Here is a 26,857-nt window from a genome sequence, read left to right as displayed (position 1 = left end):
AGTTCATGGGTTTCAAGTGCGGTATCGTCGGTCTTCCCAACGTGGGCAAGTCCACGCTGTTCAATGCGCTCACCCGCAACGAGATCCCGGCGGAGAACTACCCGTTCTGCACCATTGATCCCAACGTGGGCATCGTGCCTGTGCCGGATCCACGCATGCAGGCCCTGGCGGAGATCGTCAAGCCGCAGCGCATCGTGCCCACCACCATGGAGTTCGTCGACATTGCCGGCTTGGTGGCGGGTGCCTCCAAGGGTGAGGGGCTGGGCAACCAGTTCCTGGCCAACATTCGCGAGACCGACGCCATCGCCCATGTGGTGCGCTGTTTCAGTGATGACGACGTGCACCATGTGTCCGGACGGGTTGACCCGCTGGACGACATCGACACCATCAACACCGAGCTGGTGCTGGCGGACATGGAAAGCGTGGACAAGGCCCAGCAAAAGGTGGAGCGCCAGGCCAAGTCCGGCGACAAGGAGGCCATCGCCCGGCGCGATCTGCTGGCGAGAGTGCGGGCGCAGCTCGATGCCGGCAAGCCGGTTCGCTCCCTGGGGCTGGACGCAGAGCAGCAAAAGGCCCTCTACGACCTCCATCTGCTCACCGACAAGCCTGTGCTCTACGTCGCCAACGTGGCCGAGGACGGCTTCGACGGCAACCCCATGCTCAAGCAGGTGGAAGAACTGGCCGCCGAGGAGGGTGCCCAGGTGGTTGCGCTCTGTGCCGCCATCGAGGCGGAACTGTCAGTGCTGGAAGACGCCGAAAAGCAGGAATTTCTCGGTGAATACGGCCTGGAAGAGCCCGGCCTGAACCGACTGATCCGCGCGGGCTACACGCTGCTCGGCCTGCGTACCTACTTCACTGCCGGGGAAAAGGAAGTGCGGGCCTGGACGATCCGAGCCGGCGACACCGCACCCAAGGCCGCCGGCCGCATCCACACCGACTTCGAGCGCGGTTTCATCCGCGCCGCCGTCGTTGGCTATAACGACTTCATCCAGTACAAGGGCGAATCCGGCGCCAAGGATGCCGGCAAGCTCCGCCTGGAAGGCAAGGAATACATCGTCCAGGAAGGCGACATCATCCACTTCCGCTTCAACGTCTGACAGGCGCCAGGATCGTTGATGGTGCGTTACGCGCTTTGCGCTAACGCACCCTACGCGGGCAATGCCCGATCAATGCCTCCCGTAGGGTGCCGTTAGGCCGAAGGCCGTAACGCACCAAAACAGCGCCGCCCATACCACCCCCCGCCTTGACATCCGCCCCAGCCCGTCGGAAAATCGCGCCCTGCCTTGAACATGGCTACGTAGCTCAGTTGGTCAGAGCATCGCACTCATAATGCGAGGGTCGGTGGTTCGAATCCACCCGTAGCCACCATAAAATCAAAATCTTATCCTGCATCACCCGCATCAGGGCCATCTGAATGCACCCCTGTGCCGCGGAAGAACTCTAACGCTTCAGAAGTAGCATGTTCACTGACGTACAGATGAGGCTCCATCGGTCGTCTAACGTGACGTCGGGTGCGGTGAAGGAAACGCCATTCAGGCAGTTCCACCAAGCGTCCGGAGAGATCATGTGGCATTTCATGTGGAGTCTTATGGGTCTCAGCCTGTATATCGACGAAAACACCAGCAACAAAGAACGGCTGGAACATTTGCACGAATTTGGGTCAAACCCGGGCGCGTTGAATGCCAGGATGTACATACCGGCGGAATTGCCCGCGGGTGCTCCGCTGGTCGTCGTGTTGCATGGGTGCAGGCAGACAGCAGCGGATTACGACGAGGGTGCCGGCTGGTCAGCAATTGCTGACCTATACGGCGTTGCGTTGCTTTTCCCGGAGCAGCGGTTCGTGAACAATTGGGTGCGTGGTTTCAATTGGTTCAGGCCCCACGACAGCCATCGCGGTGCGGGCGAGCCACTTTCCATTCTGCACATGGTTGAACAGGTGGTGAGTGATCATGGCATCGATCGGCGGCGAATTTTCATCACGGGGTTGTCTGCAGGCGGTGCCATGACTTCGGTGATGCTCGCAACCTACCCGGAAATCTTTGCTGGCGGCGCAATCATCGCCGGTCTGCCGTACGGCAGCGCTTCCACCACCCGGGCGGCATTGCGCCGAATGAAAGGTCACGGATCCCCGACAGCATTCCAGCTTGAAGCACGGCTGCGTAATGCCTCGGCCTACAAGGGGCCATGGCCAACGCTGTCGGTCTGGCACGGAAGCGCTGACCATACTGTCGATGTTTCGAATGCCAAGGCCATTCTCGCACAGTGGCGAGCGCTGCATAATCTTGAGAAAAGGCCGACTCGCATGTCCATGGTTGATGGCTATCCCCGGCGAGTCTGGAGTGATGTTCAAGGGTACGAACTCATTGAGGAGTACAGTATTACCGGGATGGGCCACGGCACACCACTGAAAACGCATGGGAAAGACAGTTACGGCTCAAGCGGCACCTACATGCTCGACGTGAATATCTCTTCGACGCGCCACATTGCTGACTTCTGGGGGTTGAGTGCGACGCCAGACTCGCGTTGGGCTGGGCGAGGGCGGAAGCAGTGTCATCCTCAGTCCGCATGATCCGCGCGCGGGTCTTCTAAAGGCACCAGGCCGCAGTAGAGTTGACGCAACTTTATCGGTCCATGAGAAACCCGCCGCAACTCTCCTTGTCCTTCGCGCTGTTTCCATGTGTGTCTCCTGAACCCGAGTTTTACTGTCGCGCCTGCCCCCGGGATAATATCTGTCAGACGTGAACCACCTTGACCAAACTCCCGCAGCGCTGCGTCACCCAGATCCGCGACCTGTCCGCGAGATAGGGACACCAGTCAATGGCCAAGGATATCGAAAGCCCGCGCATCTCAGTTAGTCAGTTCAAGGGCGGCGTCTGTGTCGGATGCGGCCGTGACAAATCCGAGATCAAGGCGTGGCACGGCATGAAACGGAAGGAAAAGATTATGACGGCGCGACGAGCCAGGGAAAGACTGAAGAAAGTCGGGGTAAAATGAGGGCTTGCGGTCAAGGTTGCGACCATGCTGAGCGATGACGAAATAGAGCTATTCAGGGAGCGGCTGGAGCAAAGTCTCGCCGCCCTGGAGGGCAATGCCGATATCCGCAAGTCCAGCGCCGAGACCGTGGAACTGGATCAGACGCGCACCGGGCGCTTGTCACGCATGGATGCCCTGCAGGGCCAGGCGATGGCACGGGCAACCGAGGCCCGGGCGCTGCAGCAGGCGCAGCGCATTCGCGCCGCGCTTCGTCGAATTGAAGAAGGAACCTACGGCGACTGTGTAAAGTGCGAAGAGCCAATCGCTGTCGGGCGGCTGCGGGCGGACCCCGCCGCACTGGTTTGTATAGCCTGCGCAGAGCTGTCCGAACGGCGTTGAGTCTGACGCTTAATGACCGACGGTATTTGCCCCCGGGCGGTCGTAGGCGGCCATGCTCTCCATGAGCTTGGCTCCTTCACCCATCGGGTGGGTGACCGTCACCTCGGCCCCATTGCGACGCAGTTTCCCGACCACCTTGTCCACTGCACCCACGGCGGAACTGTCCCAAAGGGTTGCCCCGGTCAGATCGATGGTGACGTGGGGAATTTGGGCGTTGTAGTCGAAACCCGCCATGAAGTTGTCCACGGCGACGAAGAAAAGCACGCCCTGCACGTGATAAGTCCTGTGGGAGCCGTCTTCGCTGTCCTCGTGCCTGACCTTGATCTGACGCGCGAGTTTTCGCACGAAGAACACCGCGCTCAGCAGAACGCCGGCGAACACGCCCTTGGCGAGATCATGAGTAACCACCACGGTCACCACCGTTACCACCAGCACGAATGCGTCGGTGCGCGGCATCTTCCGGAGCATCGAAAACGTACTCCAGTCGAATGTGCCGATGGACACCATGATCATCACCGCAACCAGTGCCGGCATGGGGATCATGGAAACTAGATCCCCGAGCACCAGGATGAAAAACAGCAGGTACACACCCGCGGCCAGGCTGGACAGGCGCCCCAGTCCGCCAGATTTCACGTTGATGATGGACTGGCCGATCATCGCGCAGCCAGCCATTCCGCCAAAGAATCCGGAGACGATATTGCCGATGCCCTGGCCGTTGCACTCCCTGTTCTTCTTGCTGGGGGTGTCGGTCAGGTCATCGATAATGGATGCTGTCAGCAGTGATTCAAGCAGGCCGACGATGGTCAGCGTCAGTGCTGTCGGCAGGATGATCTGCAGGGTTTCAAGCGTCAGGGGAACAGCGGGCAAGCCGAACAGCGGCATCCCCGAGGGAAGTTCGCCCATGTCGCCGACGGTATTGAATGGAATGTTCAGGAAGTACGCGGCGGCGGTTAACGCAACAATCGCCACCAGGGCGGGGGGAACGGTGCGGTTGATGTAAGGGAGCAGGTATAGAATGGCGAGACCCGCTGCCACCATGATGTAGGTGGGAATGCCATGCCCCACGAAGTGTGGCACCTGGGCCATGAAGATCAGAATCGCCAGCGCGTTGACGAAACCCTGCATGACGGTGCGCGGGATGAACATCATGTACCGCGCCAGCTTGAGCCAGCCGAATAAGAGCTGCAGCAGGCCGGTGAGAATTGTCGCGGCGAACAGGTATTCCACCCCATGCTCTGCAACAAGGGTGATCATCAGCAAGGCCATGGCACCGGTGGCCGCCGAGATCATGCCCGGCCGGCCGCCCGCGAAGGCGATCACCACTGCCATACAGAAAGAGGCGTACAGGCCGACCTTGGGGTCAACCCCGGCGATAATCGAGAAGGCGATGGCCTCGGGAATCAGCGCTAGCGCGACCACGATCCCCGCTATAAGATCGCCCCGCACATTGAAAAACCAGGTTCGGTGGACTTTCGCACCGTAACGTTTCAGATGATCAGACAGCATCAGGTGTCCCTTCCGCTACCGCGGAAACACAAATATCGGAATTACGGCTGAACGGCCGTGCGGTATTCAACTGGCGGGATCTTGCACTGCAGGCGCGCGGGACGCGCGGCCACCGCAACGTGGGGTGCGGCTTGCATTTCGCCAACTGCGACAAGCGGCGTACCATACGTGCTTTGCTGCACGGCAGCAATACGCGGCACTGTTCGCCATCACGGTATCAATGACTGACAAGCTGAGGTTTCATGCTGCAACGTATTCTTGTACCAGTGAATTTCACGACGGCCTCGGCACGCGCCCTCGCAGTTACCAGGGACTATCACCCCCAGGCGACTATCCGCCTGCTTTATGTCGTCAGCCCCAGTGATATCGCATCCGCTACCGCGAATCCGGTCATCAATCCCACCCATGCGAAGGAAGAGCGAGCGAAAGCCGAGCGCGCGGCGCTTCAGAAGCTGGAGTCATGGGTTCGCGACGGTGAGGAGGTTGCTGTCGAGGTGGGTAGCGCCGCGGAGAAAATCAGCGTGCATGCAGAGCTTTGGGGCGCGGACCTGATTGCCATGGGCACCCGGAGTCGCACCGGAATCCAGCAATTCCTCCATGGTTCGGCGACCGAATGGCTCGTTCGCCACGCAAAACAACCGATTCTGGTTGTCCACGACGTGGAGTTGGCGGAAGACCAGATGGCGCATCTCCCACCGACCTCATGAACTTGCATCCCCCGCCCCTGCATCCCTTACACTGCGGGAAAGCAGGTGCGAGTGGGGAGATGCCGTCATGTACCAATTCGTCCATTACCGCGTCCGCGACGTCATGTCCGCAGACCCCGTGACTGTGGCCCCGGAGTTGTCCCTGCGAGAGACTCAGGCGCTGTTCGAGAAGCACGGATTCAACGGCATGCCAGTGGTCGATCATGCCGGCAAGCTCACGGGGGTGGTCACCAAGATGGACATTCTGCGGGCGTTCACGCTGAACCCTGCGCACATCGTGCCGCCCTACACCGAGATCATGGGCGAGCCCGTCGCCACGGTCATGACCCGCGCCCCGGTCACCGTCAAACCCGACACCCCACTCACCCGAGTGCTTCAGCAACTGGTTGAACTGCGCATCAAGAGCCTGCCGGTAGTGGACAACACCGACACCCTGGTCGGCATCGTCGCCCGCGAAGATATCCTGGAAGCCCTCCGCACCGCCACCGAGTAGGGTGCGTTAGCGCAAAGTGCGTAACGCACCGCATCGGCGTTCGAGCCGCCATCTGAACCAATTCCGGCCATATGCTTTCTGCTCGAGCCCAAAATCACGACCACATGAAAACAACCAGATACTTTGAAGCAACACGTGTTCGTCCTGATCGCGCGCAGATCAGGGATGCATGGATCCTGAGGGTCGTCGAGCATCCCGAATACCAGTCAGTGCAACGAGATGGGCGCGTAAGGCGCTGGGCACGGATTCCGGAGGCAGGCAATAAGTACCTTCGGGTGGTTTTGCTCCCGGACCTGGAAACGGTCCATAATGCGTTTTTCGACAGAAACTTCGCGCCATGAAAGTACAATATTTCCACGATACGGATACCCTGTACATCGAGTTTCAGGATCGCGAGATCGCCGAAACTCGGGATCTGGACGAGAATACCGTTCTCGATCTGGATGCGGAGGGGAACGTCTGCGCGATTACTTTCGAGCACGCCAGCACGCGTACGGACGTCAATCACCTCCATGTCGAGGGCATAGCCGCGTAAAGCTGGGCTTCCGCCAGCCAGACCTGCCCGTCGGGTGCGTTAGCGCAAAGCGCGTAACGCACCGCATCGGCGTAGGCCCAAGCCTCTGCCCCTACGCAGCCTGCGCCCCCCGCTCAACCGGTTCACATCGGATCGCTGGCTTGTCCCCCGGCCGCGACCAGGGGTGCTCCGCCAGCATGTCCGCCATGACCTCATCCCGCTCCGCTGCCGTCGCATACCAGCGGTAGGCCTCCCAATTCCGCCCGAGCAAATGCTCCGCCGCCATGGGGTTGCCCTCGGTCAACGTGGTTCGGATGCCATACGGCTTATCAGAGTCTGAGGTGACCTTCGTCATGGAATGCTAACCTCCAATAGGGTGTGCGGAAGATCCAATGGAATTCAGGGCGGGCGCGTGCTACCTGGATTGTTAATCGGGCGTTTGCGAAAGCAGGCGCCTGCCATGGACTATTGCGAGGATGTTGACGGACTCCGTTCCAACTTTATAGATGATTCGATAGCTGTAAACGAACACTTCACGGTACGCGGGATCCGCAAACTCGGGAACGATGCGGCCACGTAGTGGGTGATCTGCTAGTCCGGCGACAGCTTGCACTAGCTTATCCACCACCGAACTTGCGTGTTGTGGTGAATCGTTATTGATCCATGCCGCAATCGCTTCTGCGTCGTCTACCGCCTCGGGCGACCATCTTACGGTGTACGCCATTTGGATAAGAGCCTTTCCGTTTGCTCGTGAGTCAGGGTTCCTTCCAGATTCGCACGGCTCTCGCCCCGCCGGATCTTTTCCAGCACATAGAGGTGGTACTGAATATCTTCGTAGCTGCTGTCGTCTGGGAGATTCTGGAGCAGCTCCTGAACTTCCTCTTTAGCCGTCTGCATAGATGCAGCCTCGCACGCTCGTTACCAGTCAAAGAATACCAGCAATGTGGCTGTTGGTTCAGGGTTTGGGAGCTTCTATCCGCCGATTGCGACCCATGCCCGCCCCGCGGAGCAATTTCCCCTCTATGCTGGTAGTGAAATTTCTTACAGGAGCGTCCATGGCCGCCAATCCTCAAGCAAATGATCGTCCGCACTTCGCACATCTGGCTCCAAGGCTGCTCGCCTCGCAGGAAGATCGCCCCGACAACGAGGAACAACCCTTCGAGGCCGAAATGCTGCTGCAGGACGCCGTCGCCGCCCGCGCCTCCGATATTCACCTGGACCCCGGCCTGGGTGGATTGCGACTGCGCTTCCGCGTTGATGGCGCCATGGTGGATGTCTGCGAACTGGGTGACGACCTTGCCCTGCGCCTCACCAACCAGCTCAAGAACCTGGCCCAACTCAACCCCATGCCGGTGCAGACCCCCGAATCCGGCCGCTTCACCTGGCAGATGGACGACCAGGGCCTGGACTTGCGCCTGACCGTGGCGCCGTGTCTGCGGGGCGATAAACTCGCCGTCCGCATTCTCAGCGGTGGGCTGGAATACACCGAACTGGAAGACCTGGGCCTGAACGACGACCAGGGTGAACTGCTGTCGGACTGGCTGGAATCCAGCAGTGGCATGCTGCTGGTCACCGGCCCCACGGGTGCCGGCAAGACCACCACCCTTTACGCCCTGCTGCACCGCCTGCGCACCGTGGAGCGCAACGTCATCACCCTGGAAGACCCGGTGGAATACGAGATCGACGGCATCAACCAGATGCCCGTGAACGAAGCCCAGGGCTTCACCTTCGCCAGCGGCACCCGCACCGTGCTCCGTCTCGATCCGGACTGCATCCTGCTAGGCGAGATACGCGACAGCGACTCAGCCCGCGCCGCCAACGACATCGCCTCCAGCGGCCGCACCCTCATGGCCACCCTCCACAGCCGCGACGCCGTCGGCGCCATCACCATGCTGCGCAACTACGGCATGGACGACTTCGAGATTGCGGCGAACTTGGAGGTGGTGGTGTCACAGAGGCTGGTGCGGGCGTTGTGTCCGCATTGTAAGGAGGAGCGGGTGCCGAATGAGCGGGAACGTCGATATCTGCAACAGGTCGATTATGAGTCGGTTGACAGGATATGGTCTTCGACTGGATGCCCAGAATGTAACGATATTGGATACCGAGGACGTACGGGGTTATTCGAGGTTTGGCGGCTAGGCGCCGAGGCACAGGCTCTATTGCTTGAGCACACATCTGAGAGAGTGATAAGAAAGCATCTAAACGAGCTAGCTCATGACTTTCTGCTCAATCAAGGGTTATTGAAAGTAACAGCCGGGATAACAACTCTTGGGGAGTTATGGCGTGCCGGTCTCGGTAGTCGTGGAAGGCATGATTCAAAATCCTCGTCAGTTTGAATGGATTTTCGAGCGATCAACAACCTGTCGTGAATCTCTCGGCGACCGTGCTGTCGCATTCCCATAGGCCAGTAACAACATCCAGTGTATAGGTAACGGTTTCGCCCAGAAGGGCATCGTTTGCATTGGTTCCGTCTGCTCCGAATTCAAAGACGAAGCGAATAGGGTCGGTAGCGAATAACGTGAGAGCGCCATGTCGACCCGTTCTCTCCAAGTCCAACGTCTGGAGAGTTTCACCGTTTAGAGATGCTGCGCCGCTAATCATCCACAGTTCGCTTACGACAGGCCGAACGCTTCCGATGACAATATGCGCTTCTGAGAACTGGGCGCGGGCTACATATTGTTGATATTGGGGTATAGCAATTGCAGCCAAGATTCCGACAATTGCGACTACGATCATTAACTCAATGAGCGTGAAACCGCGGTTCAGCTTCATAGTGACCACCCTTTGGGAATTTCTCGGCTACGATCACTGGCGGCGTGGGCAAGCCGGAGCATTTAATCAGTGTCGCTGCTCATTTATTGGAAGACCTGACAAAAAAAGAGGGAATGCTGTTTAACGCACTCCCCCTCAAACTTACTCTTGTGCTGGGCGTTAGTTAGCGCACAAGCCGGTGCGGAAACGAACGTCTACGTCGGTGCCGGCGCCACATTCCCACTCGCCATCAGGGGTGTAGACGAACTCAACGTCCGGACCGTCAAGAAGAAGGTCGCTAACAGTCGCGTCGTCACCACTGCCGAATGTGTAGGTCATGGAGAAACCTTCCTCAGCATCGGTGATGTCGGTGATAGCGCCGTGACGGCCCTGCAGCCGAATACCGAAATCCGATACCGCGTTGCCTATTTCAATGTTTGTGTTGCCCAACCCTCGCTGCGCGACGCGCTCCTCTACGGTGACCCGGGCACCACCGAGAATGGTGTTGGACTCTGCAAACTGCGATCGCGCCACATAGTTCTGATACTGCGGAATAGCAATCGCCGCCAAAATGCCGATGATTGCGACAACGATCATCAGTTCGATGAGCGTAAAACCTTTCTGTGCCTTCATTGTGATGCTCCTTCGTGATGGTCGGCTCAAAGCCAGACGATCGGTTGCTGGTTAAGAACTCGCCGATCGCAACGCCGCGTCGGTGTTCTGGTTAACGTGATTGCACAGGGCGTGCCAGAACCGTGCTTTGTGGGTTTGCGGGGTATGGAGGTGGTGAAACTGTGATTTAGTTCACGCCGAACACGGGCGCAAGTGACGCTCAGCGGCAGGTGGGTCCGGGTGGGTGACGTTGCGGGGCAGACGTTCGACCGGAGAACCGGGGTCCGGTGCGCCGCTCATGGACACGCCGTAACCCCATCCCTGGGGGCTCGACAGCGACATCCCTGTCGCTGACGGTCCATGACCGGCGCACCGGACCCCGGTTTGTGCCTTGGGCCTTGGGGCAACACCACCGCCGTTGTGGTGCGTTACGGCCTTCGGCCTAACACACCCTACGTTTGGCCGTGCCCGCCGTAGGGTGTGTTAGCGCGCAGCGCGTAACGCACCGTCTTGAGATTTGGGGTGGCGACCATAGTCTGGTTGGATCTGTCGCGCTCATGATTCCCTGGCTGGGCTGTCCTCACCATAATCATCGCCGATACGGGCGGCGGCGATCCAGGGTTGTTGGGCGTATTCGGAGGGGGTCCAACCTGATTTACGGATGGCGGTCTCTGCTGGGACGCCGTCCAGCACTTGCTGCCAGGGGAAGCGGCGGGCGGCCTCGCGGCTGTCCTGCAGGAGGCGATCGAAGGTCTCTTTTGACATGCCCCGCCACCAGTACCGGGGTCGGCCATGGCGCTGATCCCAGTCGCGGGTGAAAGGGTCGTCCCAGCGGTCGTTTTCCAGTTCCGGCACGTCGGGAATGGGTTTGGTGACATCCATGTACTGCTGCAGGAACTCCCAGTAGATGATCGGGTACCAGGCCTCCTGCCCTGCGGTCCCGTGGTAGGAGATGACCAGCTCCCGGGAACGGTGGCTGAGCGCGAGCTGCGTGGTGCCGCCCACCCCCAGTGAAAAGTGACGGCTCATCATGGGCAGGAAGTCGTGGAGGGGGATCTCCTCGATGTGCTTGCCCTTGCCGGGCACGCGCACCATGCCGCTCGGGCGGTGGAAGATGACCATCTTGCCGTCGGGGATGCGGTCGGTGCGGATGAGCCAGTCGATGAGGCGGTAGAGGCCGTAGAGCAGGAGCGCTGCGAGCAAGGCCATGCCGATGTCATTCCATACATAAGAGAGCTGCCCCTGAAAAAGACCGGCAAAGAACAGCATTAGTGCGCAAATAACAGCCCCGACGCAGAAAAAACCTGTGCCGAATCGCACGAAGCTGGCCATTATCTGGGTGTTTTCGATACCAGCCCAGGGCAAACCGCCCCAGCGGCGAACTTTTTCCTTAAGCCTTTCGTAGCGTTCCGAATCCTCGTTGGCTTCCTTGAAGAAGCCAAGGCCTGAAACCGGAAGGTGTTCTGTGCTTATAGTGCCCCGGAGCGGGATGTCCACCGCGCGGATGGTACGGTCTTCTTCGCGGCGCTCCGGGACGGGCTGACAACCTCGATGGGCAGATGGTAGGTAATCGGGCTGCACCATGCTCATAGCGGTTTCCCAGATCGGTAACGGAACGTTATTGCGGGGGCGTGAATCCAGCCTGAATCGCTGCGGTCAACTTCCTGTGGTTTGGTACTTTCTGTTGAGTTCGCCCCCTCGCCTGCAGGGGGCAGCGTGCCGTCGGTAGCCAGGCGGAGCCGGATCTTTGCCTGCCACCACACTTCGCCGCCGAGCAGTCGACCGGGAATCTGCGGTGTGCTGTCGAAGTAGTACCGCATGCCCAGTGCCTGGCCGGTGTCTGGGTCGACGATCGGCTCCCAGTCCACCGGCGCGATGGCTTTCTCCGGATACTTCCGGCCGTCGAAAACAACCTGCCGGGCTGCTGGTTGCTCTGGTTCCCGCTCCCAGGTCTCTACAGTCTGGGTGCAGAGCCATTCCAGGCGCTCGCCGTCCGGCAGTGGCATGGGCAGTGCCACTTTCATGGTGACTATCGGCGTGCCAGCTACGGTCCGCCCTGGGTCGCGATAGAGTCGAACCGCAGGAGTGGCGAGCGTCTGGACTAGCGCCCGGTGGCAGGCGTCGGCATCAAATTCGGCAAGGTCACCCCGGGGCACAGAGGCGCCAGTGTCGGCGTCGTGCCGCCCATCGCGCCGTGCGGCGAAGGGGCCATGGCGGGCCCAAGCCTCCAGCGGCGTGTCGGTGAAGTGCCGGGCGGCCACGCCAAGTAGTGTACCTACGGCGAGCATTGCCCAGCCTTTCGGGCCGAGGCTGAGAAAACCGGCCAGCGCACCTCGAGCGATGAGCTTCGCCTCAATGACCGACGCGCCTCCGAAGGTCAACATGCTGACTCCGTGAGCGGTATAGAAAGCGGCGGCGCCATGGTTTCCGGCGCGGGCACGTTCTGCTGCACTGCCGAAGGCTAGCAGTCCCTGGCCAGCGGCGACGAATGCTCCTGCCGCCGTGGTGTAAGGCACGCGCTCAAGACGTCCCGACCTAAATGAACCTGTTGCGAAACGTCCCAATGCAACGCCTGTACGCCCCGGTATCTGGTTGGTCAACATAGTGCCAACACGCTCCTTGGTGAAGATCTCACTCGCCGCAGCTAGGGCTGTGAGGGAGGAGCCAGCGAGCGACGAAAACGCATAGCCGGCACGAGAAAGTGAGCCGGGTTCGTCAAGGCGAGTTAGAAAGCTCGCCGTTGCCCCCCACGTATTCACCAACATAATTGGCAGCAGGATGGCGCTAGCCACGCTTGCAGCACCAGTCTGTAGCAGACTGGAGGCGACAGGCGAGAGTCCACCCGGCAGTGGTCCGGGGGGTCGGTTCGCCAGGGCAGTGCCGGCGGCGCTGGCGGCGGCGACACCCATGGTGATGACGGCACCCCGGGTCTCGAAGGTGCCGCCCCGTTCCTCGGCCCAGAACCAGCGGGGGGCGTCGAAGAGTCGCGGGTCGTTGATGCGGCCGGGGTTCTCGGCCTCGGTGGCCCGGGCCTGGGCCAGGGTGAGGTCGTCGGCGTTGATCTCGCCGGTGTGGGGGTTGTAGAGCCGTGGGCCCCAGAAGCAGGTGCGGTGCCTGGCCTCGGCGGTGTCCTCGGCGTCGAAGTCCAGGTGTTCGGCGCCGATGATGCGCTTTCCTGTGAGCGGTGTCCGGGCGGCGACCAGTTCCGCGCCTTCAAACGCCGGGTTACCGGCGAGCTTGCCGAGCCCGAGCAGCGTACCGAGCAGCGGCCCGGGGTCGGTTTCACCGGTTTGGCGCCAGAGGGTGGCGAGCAGGCCGAAGAGTGCTGCCAGCATGTTCTCGCGCTCGTCTCGCAGGGTGCGGAGTTCGGGTGTAAGGGCGAAGTCGCCACTGCCGCGGCCAAAGGCGGCGGCGATGTCTTCGGCACGGCACCAGGGGGTGTCACGGGGTGGTCTGTTGCGTGTGGTCGGCGGGGGTTCGCCATGCCGGGCGGCGGCCAGTGCGTCCGCGTTGGGGAAAGCCATGCGGTGCAGCGGATCGTCGGATCGCCGGAGCCGTGCGGCGATCTCAAGCCCGGGACGCTCCAGGTTGGCGTCCTCAATCGCGACGTCATCAAGCCCCATGTCGACATCCGCCACGGCGAGCAGCAGCGGTGCCAGGTGGGTGATGAGCTGCTGGTAGAGCAGCAGCCGTGGGCCGCTCTCCAGCCAGGCACAGTCCTCGAGCGCCGCCTCAAGACTTATCCAGTCGGGGCTGTGGTCGCGGATCGCGCCACTGTTATCCGGTAGTTGCCCCTGCCACAGTGCGACCAATTGGTCCCGGGCGTCGCGCAGTTCCGTCTGCAGTCGGGCCCGCTCGGCGGTCTGCAGGATGTCCTCAGTGACATAGTCGCGGCGCATGAGCCGGCCGAGGTTGCGGGCCTGCCGTGCCTCTTCGCTGCGGTCGTCGTAGCGCGTACCACGGCGGGTGGCGCGGTAGTCCCACAGCGCCTCGTCAAAGCACAGGCGGTTAATGAGCACGGCACTGGCGTAGTGGGGATGTTCGGCGATGGCCTCAAGCTGCTCGGTCAGTGCCTCCTGCGCCTCTCCAATGCGCGCGATGAGCGTGGTGGCAATGCCCAACGGGTCGTGCAGGTAGATGGCCGGTGTATGGGGGCAGCGCAGGTCATTCAGGTACTCGTCATCGCTTGGGGCGTCTGCGCTGGCCTCGATGGCGGCAAAGCCTTCCCGGGCCGGCTGGGGTGTGATGGCGTCAGCCAGTGAATCCAGCGCGAAGCCCTGCAGGCGCTGGGCGCGGCGCTCGTCCGCGCCCTCAAGCTGCGTGCCGCTCGGCAAAAGCTGTGCGCGCCCGGCGAGGCGTGGATCATCCGGGTGCATTCCCCCCAGGCTGTTGATGCGTGACCAGCTCCACGGGGTCTCGCTGTAGGCGATGGCGAAGGCACTCTCCACCCCACCCACGCGGTGGGGCAGCAGCAGGGTCAGTTGCACCACGGTGCTGGCGCGGCGCTCATGCCCGGGCCGGCCGGCGTGCACCAAGAGATCGATATCCCGCAGCCCCGCCTCATTGGTGACTTCCAGCTCCCGCCAAAGATACCCGTCGCGGAATACGTAGAGCCGCCCCGGGCGCGGCGGCTCGGCATGCGCGGGGTCGAGGGATGCGTCGGTATGACAGAGCACCAGCACGGGGAGTAGCAGCGTGTCGGCGGCGTCGATGGCGGTGTCGGCATCGGCCCGGGCATCATCCCGTGGTGTCGGCTGGAGCTCGCCGAGCGGAATGTCGCAGTGGCCGTTTTCCACGTCCGGCAGACGCAGCACCAGTGCGGTGGTGTCGGACTCGTCCGCGGGAATGGCCAGGTGACGGTGCGGGTCACCGTTGGCCGGTACCACCTGCTGCCGGGGCGTGGGTGGTGGCGGCGCTTCGGAATTGGGTTGCAACCGGCAGATGCCCGCTACCGGCGCGCGGCCGGCGACATGAATGCTTGCCGCATACTGCGGGTCGTCGGCCTCCAGCGCCTCCAGTGCGGCGAGATCGAAGCCGTCGCTGGGCGGGCCGTCGGGCTGTGTCAGGGGCACTGGGTCGGTGTTGCGATGGTTGGAGACCATGAGGTCACCGTTGCGCACCGCCGGCATGCCCTCGATCAGCACGTCCTGCGACGATGAGATGAACTCCGCCGGGCCCTTGATGGTGCCGGAGCGCACGCCGCCGCAGTTCGCGCCCTCGTCGCCGGCACTCACCGCAAAGCGCGAGCCCGAATGGCAGACCGGGTGACCGTTGACGAACACCGTGGTGGCGGTGTCCGCGGCGTCGCGGGACAGGGCGACGTTGGTGTAGGGGCGGGTGCGGCACTTCTTGCCGCTGCGGCAGAGCTCGGGGCTCAGCAGGATGCCGCCGGAGCCTGCGTGCACGGCGGTGCGGCCGTTGAAATAGACGTTACCGGCGACCGGCTGGCCCACCGTGCCGTCATCGCCCGCCGGGGCGGCGGGCCGATTGTCATCCCTGGACATGGCTGGCTCCTTCCTTGAAGTGAATATCGTGCGTGTTCGGTCTGGCGAGGTGTACGGCAGTGCCTGCCCGGCCGGGGCCGGCGTCGACAACCAGCGCATCGACGCCGGGTAGGGTGGGGTGCCGCAGTCGGGCGCAGGCCAGGGCAAGGGCCAGCGGCAGGGCAGCCGCGCCGGTATCTCCCAGCAGGCGTGCCAGCGAGATGGACTCGGCTTCGGGTTCCAGCACGCTGGGTGGCGGAGTCGGGCGGCCCTTGCGAGTCGCAAGTTGTTCCCGGGGTGAGAGTCGGCGGGGCCAGAACTGCTCCTCGGCGCGGTAAAGCGCGGCGCGATAGTCCGGCCCCTGCGGCGCGGCATGGATCATGGCTGGCGGCGGTACCCCGTTCCCCGGTTGGCCATCCAAAGCCTTCTCGACGCTCGCGAAGAGTGATGTCTGCAGCGGCCCATCAGCGTTGCCGAGCCCAACAGCGGTGATGCGCGCCAGCCCGTCGTCGCCTTCGTTCTCCACGAGTCCGAGTAGCAGGCAGACGGCGCCCTCGCCCACGGCCGGCGGCGTCACGTGCCTGTTGTCCGGGTCTGCGCCGATGAGGTGGCGCTGGACAGCGGCGAGACTGACAAGGCTATCCACCCCCGCGAAAAGGGCGCATTCGCCACCGGTCGTTGCCAGCGTTTCCACAACACCGGACAGGGTTGCCCCGCTGCCACCAACGGTGTGCAGGGTGATGGCGCACTCAGGCAGCGCCAGGCCGGTTTCCGTGAGCGCAGCCATCACAGCTGCTTCCTGGCTGGCCAGTGATTCCGGCACGCAGATAGCGATGTGGTGCACGGGTGTTTCGCGATCCCGGGCGGCAGCCAGTGCCCGCTCGATCACCGGCAGAAGCAGGTGCAGGCATCGCGGCAGGGTGTTGCGGGGCGACCCTTCGTTGGGTCGTATCCGCCCGACCAGAGGCGTGACCGGCTTGTCGTGCCCCGGTGCATGGAGTGCCAGTTCCGGTTCGCGGCGCAGGCAGCTTTCTCCCGTCATGGTCTGCGCCAGCAGGCCGGGTAATGTGTCGCCCGCGGCGCACTCAAGGAATGCGCCGAGAATGTGTGCCACTGGCACTCCGTCATTACTGCCCATGCGCCGCCTCCCTCTCCGCCTGGGCGAACGCGTACTGCAGATCCATCAGTGCCAGCTCGCCGCTGGGCGTCTCGACCTGCCCCAGTGGCACCGAGCAGCGAAACAGCCAGGCGAGGGTGCGTCGGTCGGTGTCGATGATCAGGGTGTCGCAGACGGGTTGAACCCGGGTCGGCGCCGCATCAGGACGCCGCAGGGCTGCCACCATGTGCCAGCTCGGCAGTTCAAGCACAACTGGCTGGGGGTGGGCATGGAAAAAGCCCTGGAGTGTCAATGTCTCACCGCCCTGGAAGGGGTTTTCGAAGCGCTGGTCCAGCGGCGCGGCGTTGTGCAGTGTGGGCCGGGCGTCGTCCGGGTAGGGGCAGCCCTGTTGTTCGGCGCTTTCTTCGGGGGTGCCCAGGGCTTCCCGGCGGGGTGTCCAGCTCGCTGGCAAGGGCCCGAAGCCGGCAACCGGCGGTGTCTGCCCCGGGCGTGCCAGCGGTTGCTTCGGGTCTTCGATGGCCGGCAGGCGCGGGTGGGGGTTGTCGAGCACGCTGGGGGCATAGCCTCTGCCCACGGGGTTGGCCGGGTGGGCGCGACCGCGCCGTTGCAGGCTGCCGCCAAAGGCGTCCTCGTAACGCAGTGGCTGCGGTTTCATGGGCGCTGCCTCGCCGCGTTGCAGCCCGAACAGCGTCTTGCGCCAGTGCGTTTCTCCACTCACTGCGACGGACTTGGTCCAGATTGGTCGTTCCGCTGCCTCAAGGGTGATTCTGGTCAGCGTTGCCCTGGCCCCCGTCTGGCGAGGATGGGCCGTTCCGAACAGGTAGCATTCGCCACCCTGCTTGAACGGCGCGAGGTCCCCCGCCGCCAACAGGCTACCGCTGCCGTCTTCGTTGACGGCTTGATCCACCGGCACCAGCCCGATGGGGTCCGGCAGCGGCTCGAGCGCCCCGTCGAGGGTGAACTGAAGGCTGACTTTCACCACCAGGGTCTGTACCTGTTCGCGCTGCCATGACCACCCCGACACCAGCGCGGCGGGGTACGGCGTGGCATTACGCAGGGAGAGCATTGATGGCCTCCCGCTGCTGGTCTGCGTCGGCGAGCACTTGGCGCAGCGCGCTTACCCGTCGTTGCACGGTGGCGGTTGCCGAGGGCAGTACTGGTTGGCGGTGCGCAATCGCGATGGCGTCGAGCAACAGCTCGGAGCCCCGACCGCCCCAGTTGGCCGCGGTGCGTGTCAGGTGGTCGGGCGCGCCGACGCTCCACCCCAGTAGCACCGGACCGGTTGGCAGGCGGCGCATCGCCTCGGCGGCGGCATCGGCATCCGGCGCATGGTCGTCACTTTCGGTGTCACCATCCAGGGCCTTCAGTCGAGGGCGGCTGGGTGGTGTCCGCCCCGTGAGCAACTGCCACGCGGCGCTGGCCGCCTTGGCCTGTTCCGGGCAGTGAAGAGCCTCGATCAGGGTGTCCCGCGCCCAGGGCGTGCCCACCAGGGGGAGCAGGGGCAATACCTGCCTCGGCGCATGCGGAAGCGCGCGGCGGAGAAGGGGCTCGGCGGCGTCTGCCAGGGCGAGTACCATCAACCGCAGCACCGACGAATTCGCTGTCGTCTGTTCGGTGCCTGCCAACGCCAGCAGTTGGTCGCGGGCGCCGGCTGCAACGCGCATCAGGGCGCCTTCCAGCTCTGACGAATATTCGGGGTCGTTGATCGTCAGGCGGGACAGGGCGTCGGTGAACAGAGCAGGCTCCAGGCCGGGGGTTCGCGCCGCCCAGCGCCATAGGCCAACTGGGACCGGTGACGGGGAGGGGGCCGCGTCTTCGAGTGTCTCGGTCAGCGTCGCGGGCAGCGCCAAGCGCCGTGCAACGCCCAGGTTCAGCAGGTCGGGCGCACCGCCGAGAGCGGTCGTTGGCAACGCGTCGAAAAGGTCATTTAACTGACTGTCGCTGGCGGCCAAAGCGAGTGCGGTGCAGGTGGGTGCGAGTGTCTGGCCTTCGGCCACCCAACCGGGAATGACATCCGCCGGTGTTCCACCGGCGAGCAGCCAGGCGCAGAAGACGGCAAGCGAAGCGTCGATGGCGCCGGGCGCTGCGTCCGGAGGCGATGGTGCGGCCTCCGCGAGCAGGCGGAGATGGCCATCCAGCCGGTACTCGATCTGCTGTAGCGCGGTCAGCGGCGTCAGCCATTCCGCCTGCAGGCACTGGCGCTGCTGCATGAGTCGGGCGGCCGTGTTGGCGTGTGCCGCTCTGTTGGCAAGCGTGACCCCGGGCATATCAGTTCAGGCGGATGGCCGCGCCGCGCAGTGCAACCTCGGCCGCCGCATCCAGGGCGAGCGACTGGCCGTTCAGGGTAATGGCACCCTCCGGCGTAATCGTCAGTTCAGTGTTACCCACTCGCAGAACGATGCCCTGGGGGTGGTCGATGACCAGCGGCGCGTCCTGGGCGGATGCGGTGTTGCGCAGCAGTCGCGTCACCACGACGCCACCGCTCACCGTTTCCACCATTACCAAATCCCCCTCCGACAGGGGCGGCAGCCCGGCGGCGCAGGCGAGCACGGGGAGTTCGGTTTGCCAGCATGGATGAAGCGCGGCCGTCAATGTGCCGGCGTTCACTTTCGCAACGCGGGCAACGTGACGCGTGGGGGCGTCCTGGGGCGGGTGGCTGGTATCGACGAAAGCGAGTGCGTTCACCGTGGACCTCCTTGTCCTATGTGATCGGTTGTTCGGTCCTCCTTGGACCGTTTCGATAAATTATCACGCCCGGTCGTGGTGTTGCCAGATTTGCGAGCGAGTGGGGGTTGCGGCGCGCTTGTGGCATTCGGCGCAGGTGGGTTGCGGTGCGTTACGCGCTGCGCGCTAACGGCACCCTACGGCGGGTACGGCTCACGTAGGGTGTGTTAGGCCGAAGGCCGTAACGCACCGCGACGGCGGTCGTTTTGCCAGCGCCACGCCCACAGCACAAACCGCGGTCCGGTGCGCCGCTCATGGACCGTCAGCGACAGGGATGTCGCTGTCGAGCCCCCAGGGATGGGTTTACGGCGTGTCCATGAGCGGCGTGCCGGACCGCGGTTCCCCGATCCAATCCGTAGGGTGCGGTTAGCGCGCAGCGCGTAACGCACCGCAAACAAGCCCTACTCCAGGTCGAGCTTCTTCAGCTTGTAGCGCAGGGCCCGGAAGCTGATGCCCAGCAGTTGCGCGGCGGCGGTCTTGTTGTTGTTGGTTTTCTCCAGCGCCTTGGTGATGACGCTGCGCTCGATGCCCTCCAGGTAGTCCTCGAGCAGGAAGTCGTCATCCGGCTCCGGGATGGCACCGCTGGGGGCTGACGGCGCCGGGCTAAGTGGCTCGTGGTCGGGCAGCATGAGGTCGTCGGCGGTGATGGTTTGCTCCTCGGCCATGGTCAGCGCCCGTTCGAGGATGTTTTCCAGCTCCCGCACGTTGCCGGGGAACGGGTAGCGGGACAGCGCTTGCATCGCGTCGTCGCTCAGGCTGATACCGGTTTGCCCGTTGTTGCCGGCCAGGCGGGTCAGCACATGCTCCACCAGCATGGGAATGTCTTCCCGGCGCTCGCGCAGGCTGGGCACGTTCAGCTGGATGACGTTGATGCGGTAGAACAGATCCTGCCGGAACTGGCCATCCTCCACCAGTTGGGCCAGATCCTTGTGGGTGGCGGAGAGGATGCGGACATCCACGGTGATTTCCTGCTGTCCGCCCACCGGTCGGATGGCCCGCTCCTGGATCGCCCGCAGCAGTTTCACCTGCATGTGCTGGGGCAGCTCCGCCACTTCGTCCAGGAACAGCGTGCCGCCGTCGGCGGCCTGGAACAGCCCTTCCTTGTTGGTGGTGGCGCCGGTGAAGCTGCCCTTGATATGGCCGAAGAACTCGCTCTCCATCAGTTCGCCGGGGATGGCGCCGCAGTTGATGGGCACAAAGGCCTTGTCTGCCCGGCCACCTTTCTCGTGGATGGTGCGGGCGACCAGCTCCTTGCCGGTGCCGGATTCACCGCTGATGTACACCGGGGCCTGGCTGCGGGCCAGCTTGACGATGGTGCCGCGGATGCGCTGCATGGGCGACGAATCCCCCAGCAGGGTGCGGCGCGAGCGCGGATCGGGCAGGCTGCCGCGGGAGAGCTTCATGGCGCTGTCGACGAGCTTGCGCAGCATTTTCAGGTCGACCGGTTTGGGCACGAAGTCGAAGGCACCGGCCTTCAGCGCCTCGACGGCGGCATCCATGCTGCCGTGGGCGGTGATGACGGCGATGGGCAGTTCGGGGTGCTGCTGCTGCACCAGGCGCACCAGGTCGAGCCCGTTGCGGCCGGGGAGCTGCATGTCGGTGAGGCAGAGGTCAAAGCTTTCCTGACGCAGCAGCCGCTCGGCCTCGTCGACCGTGCCGGCGCGCTCCGAGGCGATGTCCATGCGTTCAAGGGTCAGGCAGATCAGTTCGCAGATGTCCGGCTCGTCGTCGACAACCAGTGCCCTGGCAGCTTGCATGGGTTCGCCCCGTTCGATGGTTCCAGTCAGTCTTGTTGTGCGCCTGTGACGGCGGCGGTCCGCCGACTCAAGCCCTTCAGGATAGCAGCGCTCCTGACGAGGTGATGCGGAAGCAGGCGCCCCGCCCCTCTTCCTGCTCGCGCAGGGTCAGCCGGGCCTGGTTGCTCTCGCAGAGCTCGCTGCAGAGATACAGCCCGAGCCCGGTGCCGGTGGTGGCCGTGGTGAAAAACGGCTCGAACAAGTGTGCCGCGGCGTCGTCGGGAATGCCGCGACCGTTGTCGCAAATCTCGAGCCACTGCCGGCCGCTGACGTCCCGCCCGGCAGTGATGGTGACTTCCACCGGCCCATCGGCGCCGCCATGCTCCACCGCGTTGCGCACCAGGTTGGTCATGACCTGGTTCAGGTGGTTGCCATCGAAGGGCAGGGTGATGTCGTCCGGCACCTCGCTGATGTCCAGCCGCACGGCCCGAAGGTTCTCCTGCAGGCCTGCCTCGCGGACGAACTCCTCCAGCCACTCGTAGAGCAGGATGATCTCGCGATTGGGCTGCTCCCGGCGGGACAGTCGCAGCACGTCCTCGATGATGCCGTTCAGCCGTGCTCCCTGCTTGATAATGATCTGCAGCAGCCGCTTGTCGCCGTCGCTGAGCTCGCCTTCTTCCAGCAACTGGGCGGCGTGGGTCATGGCCGACAGGGGGTTTCGGATTTCGTGGGCGATGCTGGCCGTGAGCCGGCCCAGTGACACCAGTTTGGCCTGCTGCACCTGGGCGCGCAGTTCCGAGAGATCCTCCAGGAAAATCAGCAGCGCTCCGCCGCGGCCCTGCCCCAGCGGTTGCAGGCGCGGCTGCACTTCCGGGCCATTGTTCACCGGGGCAAGGACCTCCGGCTCGATCTGCGGGTTTTTTCGCCAGGCCCGGATCATGTCACCGAGCTGCGCATGCAGGTCCGACAGCGTGGGCTCGGCATCGTGCTTTGGCCGTCCGAGCTGGCTCCAGGCCGCCGCATTAAGCAGACGCACATTGCTGTCGCCGTCGATCACGATGATGCCGTCCTGCAGGCGCTGCACGATATAGCCGTTCAATGCCTCCTGATTGGCGAGATCGATGCCGCGTTGCTCTGCCAGGGCCTGGCTTTCCCGGGCCCGGCGGGCGAGCAGGTTGCCACCCAGGGCCGTGATGAAGATGCCGAGACCCAGCATGCCCAGTTGGGTGTAGCCAACGCTGTCGGCACCGGACTGCATCTGCTGCAGGAACTGCTGCCCCAGCAGGCCCACGGTGGCCAGTGCCGCGAAGAATGCCGCTAGCCGGGTATTCACCAGGGTGGCGAGGCCGGCAACCGCTACCATGAGCAGCGGCCCCAGGGCATTGTCGCTGATGCCCGCGGAGTAAATCAGCACAAGCAGGCCGGTGATGTCACCGACGGCCTGGAAAATGACCTGGGCCTTGAACCGCGTATTGAGCTGCAGGGCGAGAATGAGTGCGACGAGGGCAAACAGGAAGTAACCCACCGCGCCCTGGATGAACAGGTTGGGCATGCCGGCGGCAATTGCCAGCGGTTCCACCCCGCTGCCGAACCCGACCCCCACTACCACGGCCACCAGCAGTCGATAGACGGCCAGCAGGCGCATGGGCCGCCAGCCGTGGGTTTCTTCGATGGTTTTTGCCTGTTGCAGCGTGGAAGCGGGCGCCTGCATCGTTCCCTGTCTCGGCTGTTTGCACAGCCGAGTGTCGGTGGTTTGGGTGGCTTGCGCAAGTTGGGTGGCGGAGTTCGTGGGGTTTCAACGTCTACAGGCTTTTGGCCTGGCCGGCGCCGTTGCGGTGCGTTACGCGCTGCGCGCTAACGGCACCCTACATTAAGCCGTGCCCGCCGCAGGGTGCCGTTAGGCCGAAGGCGGCAACGCACCGTGAACGACGTATCCATTGCCTCTTCCCCCTCCGAATGCACCCCACTGCATATCGGGACTACACCCCCGGGGTTACTTTGCTTTAAAAAGGCGTTTGCGGGAGAATTGCGGCTTCATTTTTCGGGGAGGCTGGGAGCCGATGAACCTGCACGAGTATCAGGCGAAGCAACTATTTACCGAGTACGACATTCCCATCCCGCAGGGTCAGGTCGCGAAGACGGCCCACGACGCTGTGTCCGCCGCCAAGTCGCTGGGCGGCAGTGTATGGGTGGTGAAGGCGCAGGTTCACGCGGGTGGCCGCGGCAAGGCTGGCGGCGTGAAAGTGTGCAAGAGCCTGGATGAGGTGCGGGAATATACCCAGTCCATCCTGGGGACGCGGTTGGTGACCCACCAGACCGACGACAAGGGCCTGCCCATCAACAGCGTGATGGTCGAGCAGGGCCTGGACATCAAGAGTGAACTGTACCTCGGCGCCGTGGTTGATCGGGCCACCAAGCGCATCGTGTTCATGGGCTCATCAGAGGGCGGCATGGACATCGAAGAGGTGGCGGAGAAAACGCCGGAGAAAATCATCAGTGTCGCCGTCAACCCGGTGGCGGGCCTGCAGCCCTACCAGTGTCGGCAGATGGCCTTCGCCATTGGCCTGGAAGGCAAGCAGGTGGGCCAGTTGGTGAAGGTGATGACAGGGCTCTACAACCTGTTCATCCACACCGATCTCAGCCTGATCGAAATCAACCCCCTGATCGTGACCGGCGATGACACGCTGCTGGCGCTGGACGCCAAGCTGAACGTGGACGACAACGCCCTTGAAGTGGGCCGTCACAAGAACGTTGCCGCCATGCGCGACACCAGCCAGGAAGACGAGGCGGAAGTCGAAGCGGCGGAGTACAACCTCAACTACATCACCCTGGACGGCAACATCGGCTGCATGGTCAACGGTGCCGGTCTGGCCATGGCCACCATGGATGTGGTCAAGCTGAACGGTGGCTCACCGGCCAACTTCCTGGATGTGGGTGGCGGCACCAACACCGAACGCGTTGCCGCCGCCTTCAAGCTGATCCTCTCCAGCCCCTCGGTGGAAGGCATCCTGGTCAATATCTTTGGCGGTATCGTCCGTTGCGACATGATCGCCGAGGGCATCATCAACGCAGTCAAGGAAGTGGGTGTGAGCGTGCCCGTGGTGGTGCGCCTGGAAGGCACCAACGTGGAGAAGGGCAAGGCGCTGCTCGAACAGAGTGGGCTCGACCTGATCGCCGCCGACGACCTCACCGACGCCGCGAAGAAAGTCGTTGCCGCCGTCGGCAAGGCCGCCTGAAGCCACCACGAACTGCGAGGGACACAAACATGAGCGTTTTGATCAACAAGAGCACGAAGGTCATCGTGCAGGGCTTCACCGGCAAGCAGGGCACCTTTCATGCCGAGCAGGCCATTGCCTACGGCACCAATGTCGTCGGCGGCGTGACGCCTGGCCGCGGCGGCGAGAAGCATCTGGATCGCCCCGTGTTCAACACCGTGAAGGATGCGGTTGAGGGCACCGGCGCCGATGCCTCCATGATCTACGTGCCCGGCGGCTTTGCCGCCGACGCCATCCTTGAGGCCGCCGACGCCGGCATCAAGGTCATCGCCTGCATCACCGAGGGCATTCCGGTGCTGGATATGCTCAAGGTCAAGGCGGCGCTGGATTACTACCCCGGCGTGCGGCTGATCGGGCCCAACTGCCCGGGGGTCATCACCCCGGACGAGTGCAAGATCGGCATCATGCCTGGCCACATTCACAAGGCCGGGAAAATCGGCATTGTTTCGCGCTCAGGCACGCTGACCTACGAAGCCGTGAAGCAGACCTCCGACGCCGGCCTCGGCCAGAGCACCTGTGTCGGCATCGGCGGCGACCCGATCCAGGGCATGTCCTTTGTCGATGTGCTGGACCTGTTCAAGGACGACCCCCAGACCGAGGGCATTGTCATGGTCGGTGAGATCGGCGGTACTGCCGAAGAGGAAGCGGCCGAGTTCATCAAGGCTCACGTCAAGAAGCCGGTGGTGGCCTACATCGCCGGCGTAACGGCCCCTCCAGGCAAGCGCATGGGCCATGCCGGCGCCATCATCAGCGGAGGCAAGGGCACGGCGGATGACAAATTCGCCGCGCTCGAGGCTGCGGGCGTCACCACGGTGCGCTCCCCGGCAGACATCGGCCAGACCATGAAGGGGTTGCTGTAAAACGCAGCTGCTCCACCCGGTCGACCCCGCGTTGGGCGGGGTCGCTGGACTACGCCATCGTCACGGGTACAGCATGAGTGAATCCTTGCGACTGGTCATGGCTCAGCTCGATATGCGGGTGGGCGATGTGGCCGGCAACGCCCGTCAGGTCATCGATGCCGCGGTTCGTGCGCGTGATGAGCTGCAGGCGGATCTGATCGTCTTCCCCGAACTGAGCTTCACCGGCTATCCCCCGGAAGATCTGCTGCATCGGCAGGATTTCATCAACACCGTGGGCCAGGCCATTGCCGAGGTGCGGGATGCCGTCAGCGGCATCACCCTGGTGGTCGGCTTCCCCCACGCGGAAGGTGGCCGGCTCTACAATTCCGCCGCCGTTTTCCAGGACGACGCCGTCTTCGGCATCTACCACAAGCATCACCTCGCCAACGTCAGCGTCTTCGACGACAAGCGCTACTTCGAATCCGGCAACCAGGCGCTGGTGTTCTCGGTGAAGGGACTGCGCTTTGGCGTTAGCATCTGCGAGGATCTCTGGCACCCCGGCCCCTATGACTGGGCCGTGGAGGAAGGCGCCCAGGCGGTCATCAACATCAATGCCTCGCCGTTCCACAGTGGCAAGGCCGCCGAGCGCGAGCAGGTCATTCGTGACCGGCAGAAGGGTGTGCCCTTGCCGGTGGTCTACGTGAACCTGGTGGGTGGGCAGGATGAGGTCGTCTACGACGGTGTTTCCTGTGTCTACGATGCCAGTGGCGAGTTGGTGGTCCGGGCGCCTGCCTTCGATGAAGGTCTGTTTCCGGTGGATTTTCGCGTCGATGGCGCACGGCTGGTGCCGTTGCCGGGAGAAGTGTCGGATCTGCCAGGTGACGATGCGCTGATCTACCAGGCGCTGGTGCGGGGCACCCGCGACTACGTGAACAAGAATGGCTTTCCCAGCGTGGTGCTGGGTCTCTCCGGCGGCATTGACTCCGCCATGGCGGCGGCCATCGCCGTGGATGCACTGGGTGCAGAGCGCGTCCATGCGGTGATGCTGCCTTCGCGCTACACCTCGCAGGAGAGTCTGGAGGATGCCGCCGAGTGCGCGCAGTTGCTGGGGATCAGCTATGAAAGTGTCTCCATCGAGGCGGCTTTCGAAGGGGCGCTTGGCGAGTTGCGGCCGCTGTTCGGCCAGCAGCCCGAGGACGTGACGGAAGAGAACCTGCAGTCCCGTTGCCGGGGGCTGATGTTGATGGCGCTGTCCAACAAGCTCGGCCACATGCTGCTCACCACCGGCAACAAGAGCGAGTACGCTGTTGGTTACGCCACCCTGTACGGCGACATGTGCGGCGGCTTCGCACCGCTCAAGGACGTCTACAAGACGCTGCTCTATCGTCTGGCCCGGTTGCGCAACCGGGCGGGAGAAGTAATTCCGGAACGCATCATCACCAAGGCGCCCACCGCCGAGCTGCGGCCCGATCAGAAGGACGAGGATTCCCTGCCACCCTATCCCGTGCTCGACGACATACTCGCTCGCTACGTCGATGACGACAGCTCCATCGATGCGATTGTCGCGTGCGGCCACGAGCACGCGGTTGTGTGCCAGGTGGTAGGTCTGCTACACAGGAGCGAGTACAAGCGCCGCCAGTCCGCCCCCGGCGTCAAGATTACGCGCAAGGCATTCGGTCGGGAGCGACGCTATCCGATCACCTCCGGCTATCAGCCGTGGAAATGACA

Annotated in this window: 24 protein-coding genes and 1 tRNA gene; 12 read left to right on the top strand and 13 right to left on the bottom strand. The window is 63.3% G+C overall.

Features of this window, described 5'->3' with window-relative positions; genetic code table 11:
* Nucleotides 1-5: 5 nt before the first annotated feature.
* The 5 genes from ychF (at nucleotide 6) to J2T57_RS00175 (ending at nucleotide 3,372) form a co-directional block, all read left to right on the top strand.
* Nucleotides 6-1,097, top strand: a complete 1,092-nt coding sequence (ychF, locus tag J2T57_RS00195; protein ID WP_253472491.1) for a redox-regulated ATPase YchF — start codon at nucleotides 6-8, stop codon at nucleotides 1,095-1,097.
* A 194-nt stretch (nucleotides 1,098-1,291) separates the two neighbouring features.
* Nucleotides 1,292-1,368: transfer RNA gene (locus tag J2T57_RS00190), tRNA-Met, on the top strand.
* A gap of 196 nt (nucleotides 1,369-1,564) precedes the next feature.
* Entirely contained in the window at nucleotides 1,565-2,569 is a 1,005-nt protein-coding gene (locus tag J2T57_RS00185; RefSeq protein WP_253472488.1) for an extracellular catalytic domain type 1 short-chain-length polyhydroxyalkanoate depolymerase, read from the top strand.
* 248 nt (nucleotides 2,570-2,817) lie between these two features.
* On the top strand, nucleotides 2,818-2,994 hold the full coding sequence (locus J2T57_RS00180) for a DUF1289 domain-containing protein (RefSeq protein WP_253472485.1): 177 nt from the start codon (nucleotides 2,818-2,820) through the stop codon (nucleotides 2,992-2,994).
* A 24-nt stretch (nucleotides 2,995-3,018) separates the two neighbouring features.
* Nucleotides 3,019-3,372 carry a TraR/DksA family transcriptional regulator gene (locus J2T57_RS00175; RefSeq protein ID WP_253472482.1) on the top strand — a complete coding sequence of 118 codons (354 nt, stop codon included), beginning with the start codon at nucleotides 3,019-3,021 and terminating at the stop codon, nucleotides 3,370-3,372.
* A 9-nt stretch (nucleotides 3,373-3,381) separates the two neighbouring features.
* Here the strand turns inward: J2T57_RS00175 and J2T57_RS00170 are convergent, their stop codons facing one another.
* Nucleotides 3,382-4,875, bottom strand: a complete 1,494-nt coding sequence (locus J2T57_RS00170; RefSeq protein WP_436262674.1) for a SulP family inorganic anion transporter — start codon at nucleotides 4,873-4,875, stop codon at nucleotides 3,382-3,384.
* A gap of 245 nt (nucleotides 4,876-5,120) precedes the next feature.
* Here J2T57_RS00170 and J2T57_RS00165 point away from each other — a divergent pair, with 245 nt between their 5' ends.
* The 3 genes from J2T57_RS00165 to J2T57_RS00155 all read left to right on the top strand — a co-directional run bounded on the left by J2T57_RS00165 (nucleotide 5,121) and on the right by J2T57_RS00155 (nucleotide 6,613).
* Nucleotides 5,121-5,585 (top strand): universal stress protein, encoded by a 465-nt coding sequence (locus tag J2T57_RS00165; protein WP_253472476.1) that lies wholly within the window; start codon nucleotides 5,121-5,123, stop codon nucleotides 5,583-5,585.
* A 67-nt stretch (nucleotides 5,586-5,652) separates the two neighbouring features.
* Nucleotides 5,653-6,078, top strand: a complete 426-nt coding sequence (locus J2T57_RS00160) for a CBS domain-containing protein (RefSeq protein WP_253472473.1) — start codon at nucleotides 5,653-5,655, stop codon at nucleotides 6,076-6,078.
* 337 nt (nucleotides 6,079-6,415) lie between these two features.
* Nucleotides 6,416-6,613, top strand: a complete 198-nt coding sequence (locus tag J2T57_RS00155) for a DUF2283 domain-containing protein (protein WP_253472470.1) — start codon at nucleotides 6,416-6,418, stop codon at nucleotides 6,611-6,613.
* 91 nt (nucleotides 6,614-6,704) lie between these two features.
* On the opposite strand, the gene J2T57_RS00150 is transcribed toward J2T57_RS00155, so the two are convergent.
* Both J2T57_RS00150 and J2T57_RS00145 read right to left on the bottom strand, forming a co-directional pair.
* Nucleotides 6,705-6,947: a hypothetical protein gene (locus J2T57_RS00150; protein ID WP_253472467.1), complete on the bottom strand. Its 243-nt coding sequence runs from the start codon at nucleotides 6,945-6,947 to the stop codon at nucleotides 6,705-6,707.
* Between the two features lie 72 nt (nucleotides 6,948-7,019).
* On the bottom strand, nucleotides 7,020-7,316 hold the full coding sequence (locus J2T57_RS00145; RefSeq protein ID WP_253472464.1) for a type II toxin-antitoxin system RelE/ParE family toxin: 297 nt from the start codon (nucleotides 7,314-7,316) through the stop codon (nucleotides 7,020-7,022).
* A gap of 331 nt (nucleotides 7,317-7,647) precedes the next feature.
* Between J2T57_RS00145 and J2T57_RS00140 the strand changes: the two genes are divergently transcribed.
* Entirely contained in the window at nucleotides 7,648-8,928 is a 1,281-nt protein-coding gene (locus J2T57_RS00140; protein WP_253472461.1) for a GspE/PulE family protein, read from the top strand.
* A gap of 16 nt (nucleotides 8,929-8,944) precedes the next feature.
* Here J2T57_RS00140 and J2T57_RS00135 read toward each other — a convergent pair whose 3' ends face one another.
* From J2T57_RS00135 to J2T57_RS00080, 10 genes are all read right to left on the bottom strand, one after another.
* Nucleotides 8,945-9,364 (bottom strand): pilin, encoded by a 420-nt coding sequence (locus J2T57_RS00135; RefSeq protein WP_301289025.1) that lies wholly within the window; start codon nucleotides 9,362-9,364, stop codon nucleotides 8,945-8,947.
* Between the two features lie 159 nt (nucleotides 9,365-9,523).
* Nucleotides 9,524-9,976 carry a pilin gene (locus J2T57_RS00125; RefSeq protein WP_301289024.1) on the bottom strand — a complete coding sequence of 151 codons (453 nt, stop codon included), beginning with the start codon at nucleotides 9,974-9,976 and terminating at the stop codon, nucleotides 9,524-9,526.
* A 534-nt stretch (nucleotides 9,977-10,510) separates the two neighbouring features.
* A complete protein-coding gene (locus J2T57_RS00115; RefSeq protein WP_253472458.1) occupies nucleotides 10,511-11,545 on the bottom strand; it encodes a hypothetical protein in 1,035 nt (344 codons plus the stop codon).
* A complete protein-coding gene (locus tag J2T57_RS00110; protein ID WP_253472455.1) occupies nucleotides 11,542-15,459 on the bottom strand; it encodes a PAAR-like domain-containing protein in 3,918 nt (1,305 codons plus the stop codon). Before J2T57_RS00110 ends, J2T57_RS00115 begins: the two co-directional genes overlap by 4 nt.
* Complete coding sequence (locus J2T57_RS00105; RefSeq protein WP_253472452.1) at nucleotides 15,446-16,576, bottom strand: hypothetical protein; 1,131 nt, start codon at nucleotides 16,574-16,576, stop codon at nucleotides 15,446-15,448. Before J2T57_RS00105 ends, J2T57_RS00110 begins: the two co-directional genes overlap by 14 nt.
* Nucleotides 16,566-17,621, bottom strand: coding sequence for a DUF2169 family type VI secretion system accessory protein (locus J2T57_RS00100; RefSeq protein WP_253472449.1), 1,056 nt, complete (start codon nucleotides 17,619-17,621; stop codon nucleotides 16,566-16,568). Before J2T57_RS00100 ends, J2T57_RS00105 begins: the two co-directional genes overlap by 11 nt.
* Nucleotides 17,605-18,822, bottom strand: coding sequence for a hypothetical protein (locus J2T57_RS00095; protein ID WP_253472446.1), 1,218 nt, complete (start codon nucleotides 18,820-18,822; stop codon nucleotides 17,605-17,607). The genes J2T57_RS00100 and J2T57_RS00095 overlap by 17 nt, the downstream gene beginning before the upstream one ends.
* Nucleotide 18,823: 1 nt before the next feature.
* On the bottom strand, nucleotides 18,824-19,240 hold the full coding sequence (locus J2T57_RS00090) for a hypothetical protein (protein ID WP_253472444.1): 417 nt from the start codon (nucleotides 19,238-19,240) through the stop codon (nucleotides 18,824-18,826).
* A 440-nt stretch (nucleotides 19,241-19,680) separates the two neighbouring features.
* On the bottom strand, nucleotides 19,681-21,036 hold the full coding sequence (locus J2T57_RS00085) for a sigma-54-dependent transcriptional regulator (protein ID WP_253472442.1): 1,356 nt from the start codon (nucleotides 21,034-21,036) through the stop codon (nucleotides 19,681-19,683).
* A gap of 76 nt (nucleotides 21,037-21,112) precedes the next feature.
* Nucleotides 21,113-22,726 (bottom strand): sensor histidine kinase, encoded by a 1,614-nt coding sequence (locus J2T57_RS00080; protein ID WP_253472440.1) that lies wholly within the window; start codon nucleotides 22,724-22,726, stop codon nucleotides 21,113-21,115.
* Between the two features lie 349 nt (nucleotides 22,727-23,075).
* Here J2T57_RS00080 and sucC point away from each other — a divergent pair, with 349 nt between their 5' ends.
* The 3 genes from sucC (at nucleotide 23,076) to J2T57_RS00065 (ending at nucleotide 26,855) form a co-directional block, all read left to right on the top strand.
* A complete protein-coding gene (sucC, locus tag J2T57_RS00075; RefSeq protein ID WP_253472438.1) occupies nucleotides 23,076-24,251 on the top strand; it encodes an ADP-forming succinate--CoA ligase subunit beta in 1,176 nt (391 codons plus the stop codon).
* Nucleotides 24,252-24,280: 29 nt separating this feature from the next.
* Entirely contained in the window at nucleotides 24,281-25,150 is an 870-nt protein-coding gene (sucD, locus tag J2T57_RS00070; protein WP_253472436.1) for a succinate--CoA ligase subunit alpha, read from the top strand.
* A 73-nt stretch (nucleotides 25,151-25,223) separates the two neighbouring features.
* Nucleotides 25,224-26,855 (top strand): NAD+ synthase, encoded by a 1,632-nt coding sequence (locus tag J2T57_RS00065; RefSeq protein WP_253472434.1) that lies wholly within the window; start codon nucleotides 25,224-25,226, stop codon nucleotides 26,853-26,855.
* Nucleotides 26,856-26,857 lie beyond the last annotated feature (2 nt).

The sequence above is a fragment of the Natronocella acetinitrilica genome (assembly GCF_024170285.1).
GTDB lineage: Bacteria > Pseudomonadota > Gammaproteobacteria > Nitrococcales > Aquisalimonadaceae > Natronocella > Natronocella acetinitrilica.
The sequence above is the reverse complement of the archived record's forward strand: the minus strand, read 5'-3'. Positions and strand labels throughout refer to the sequence as shown.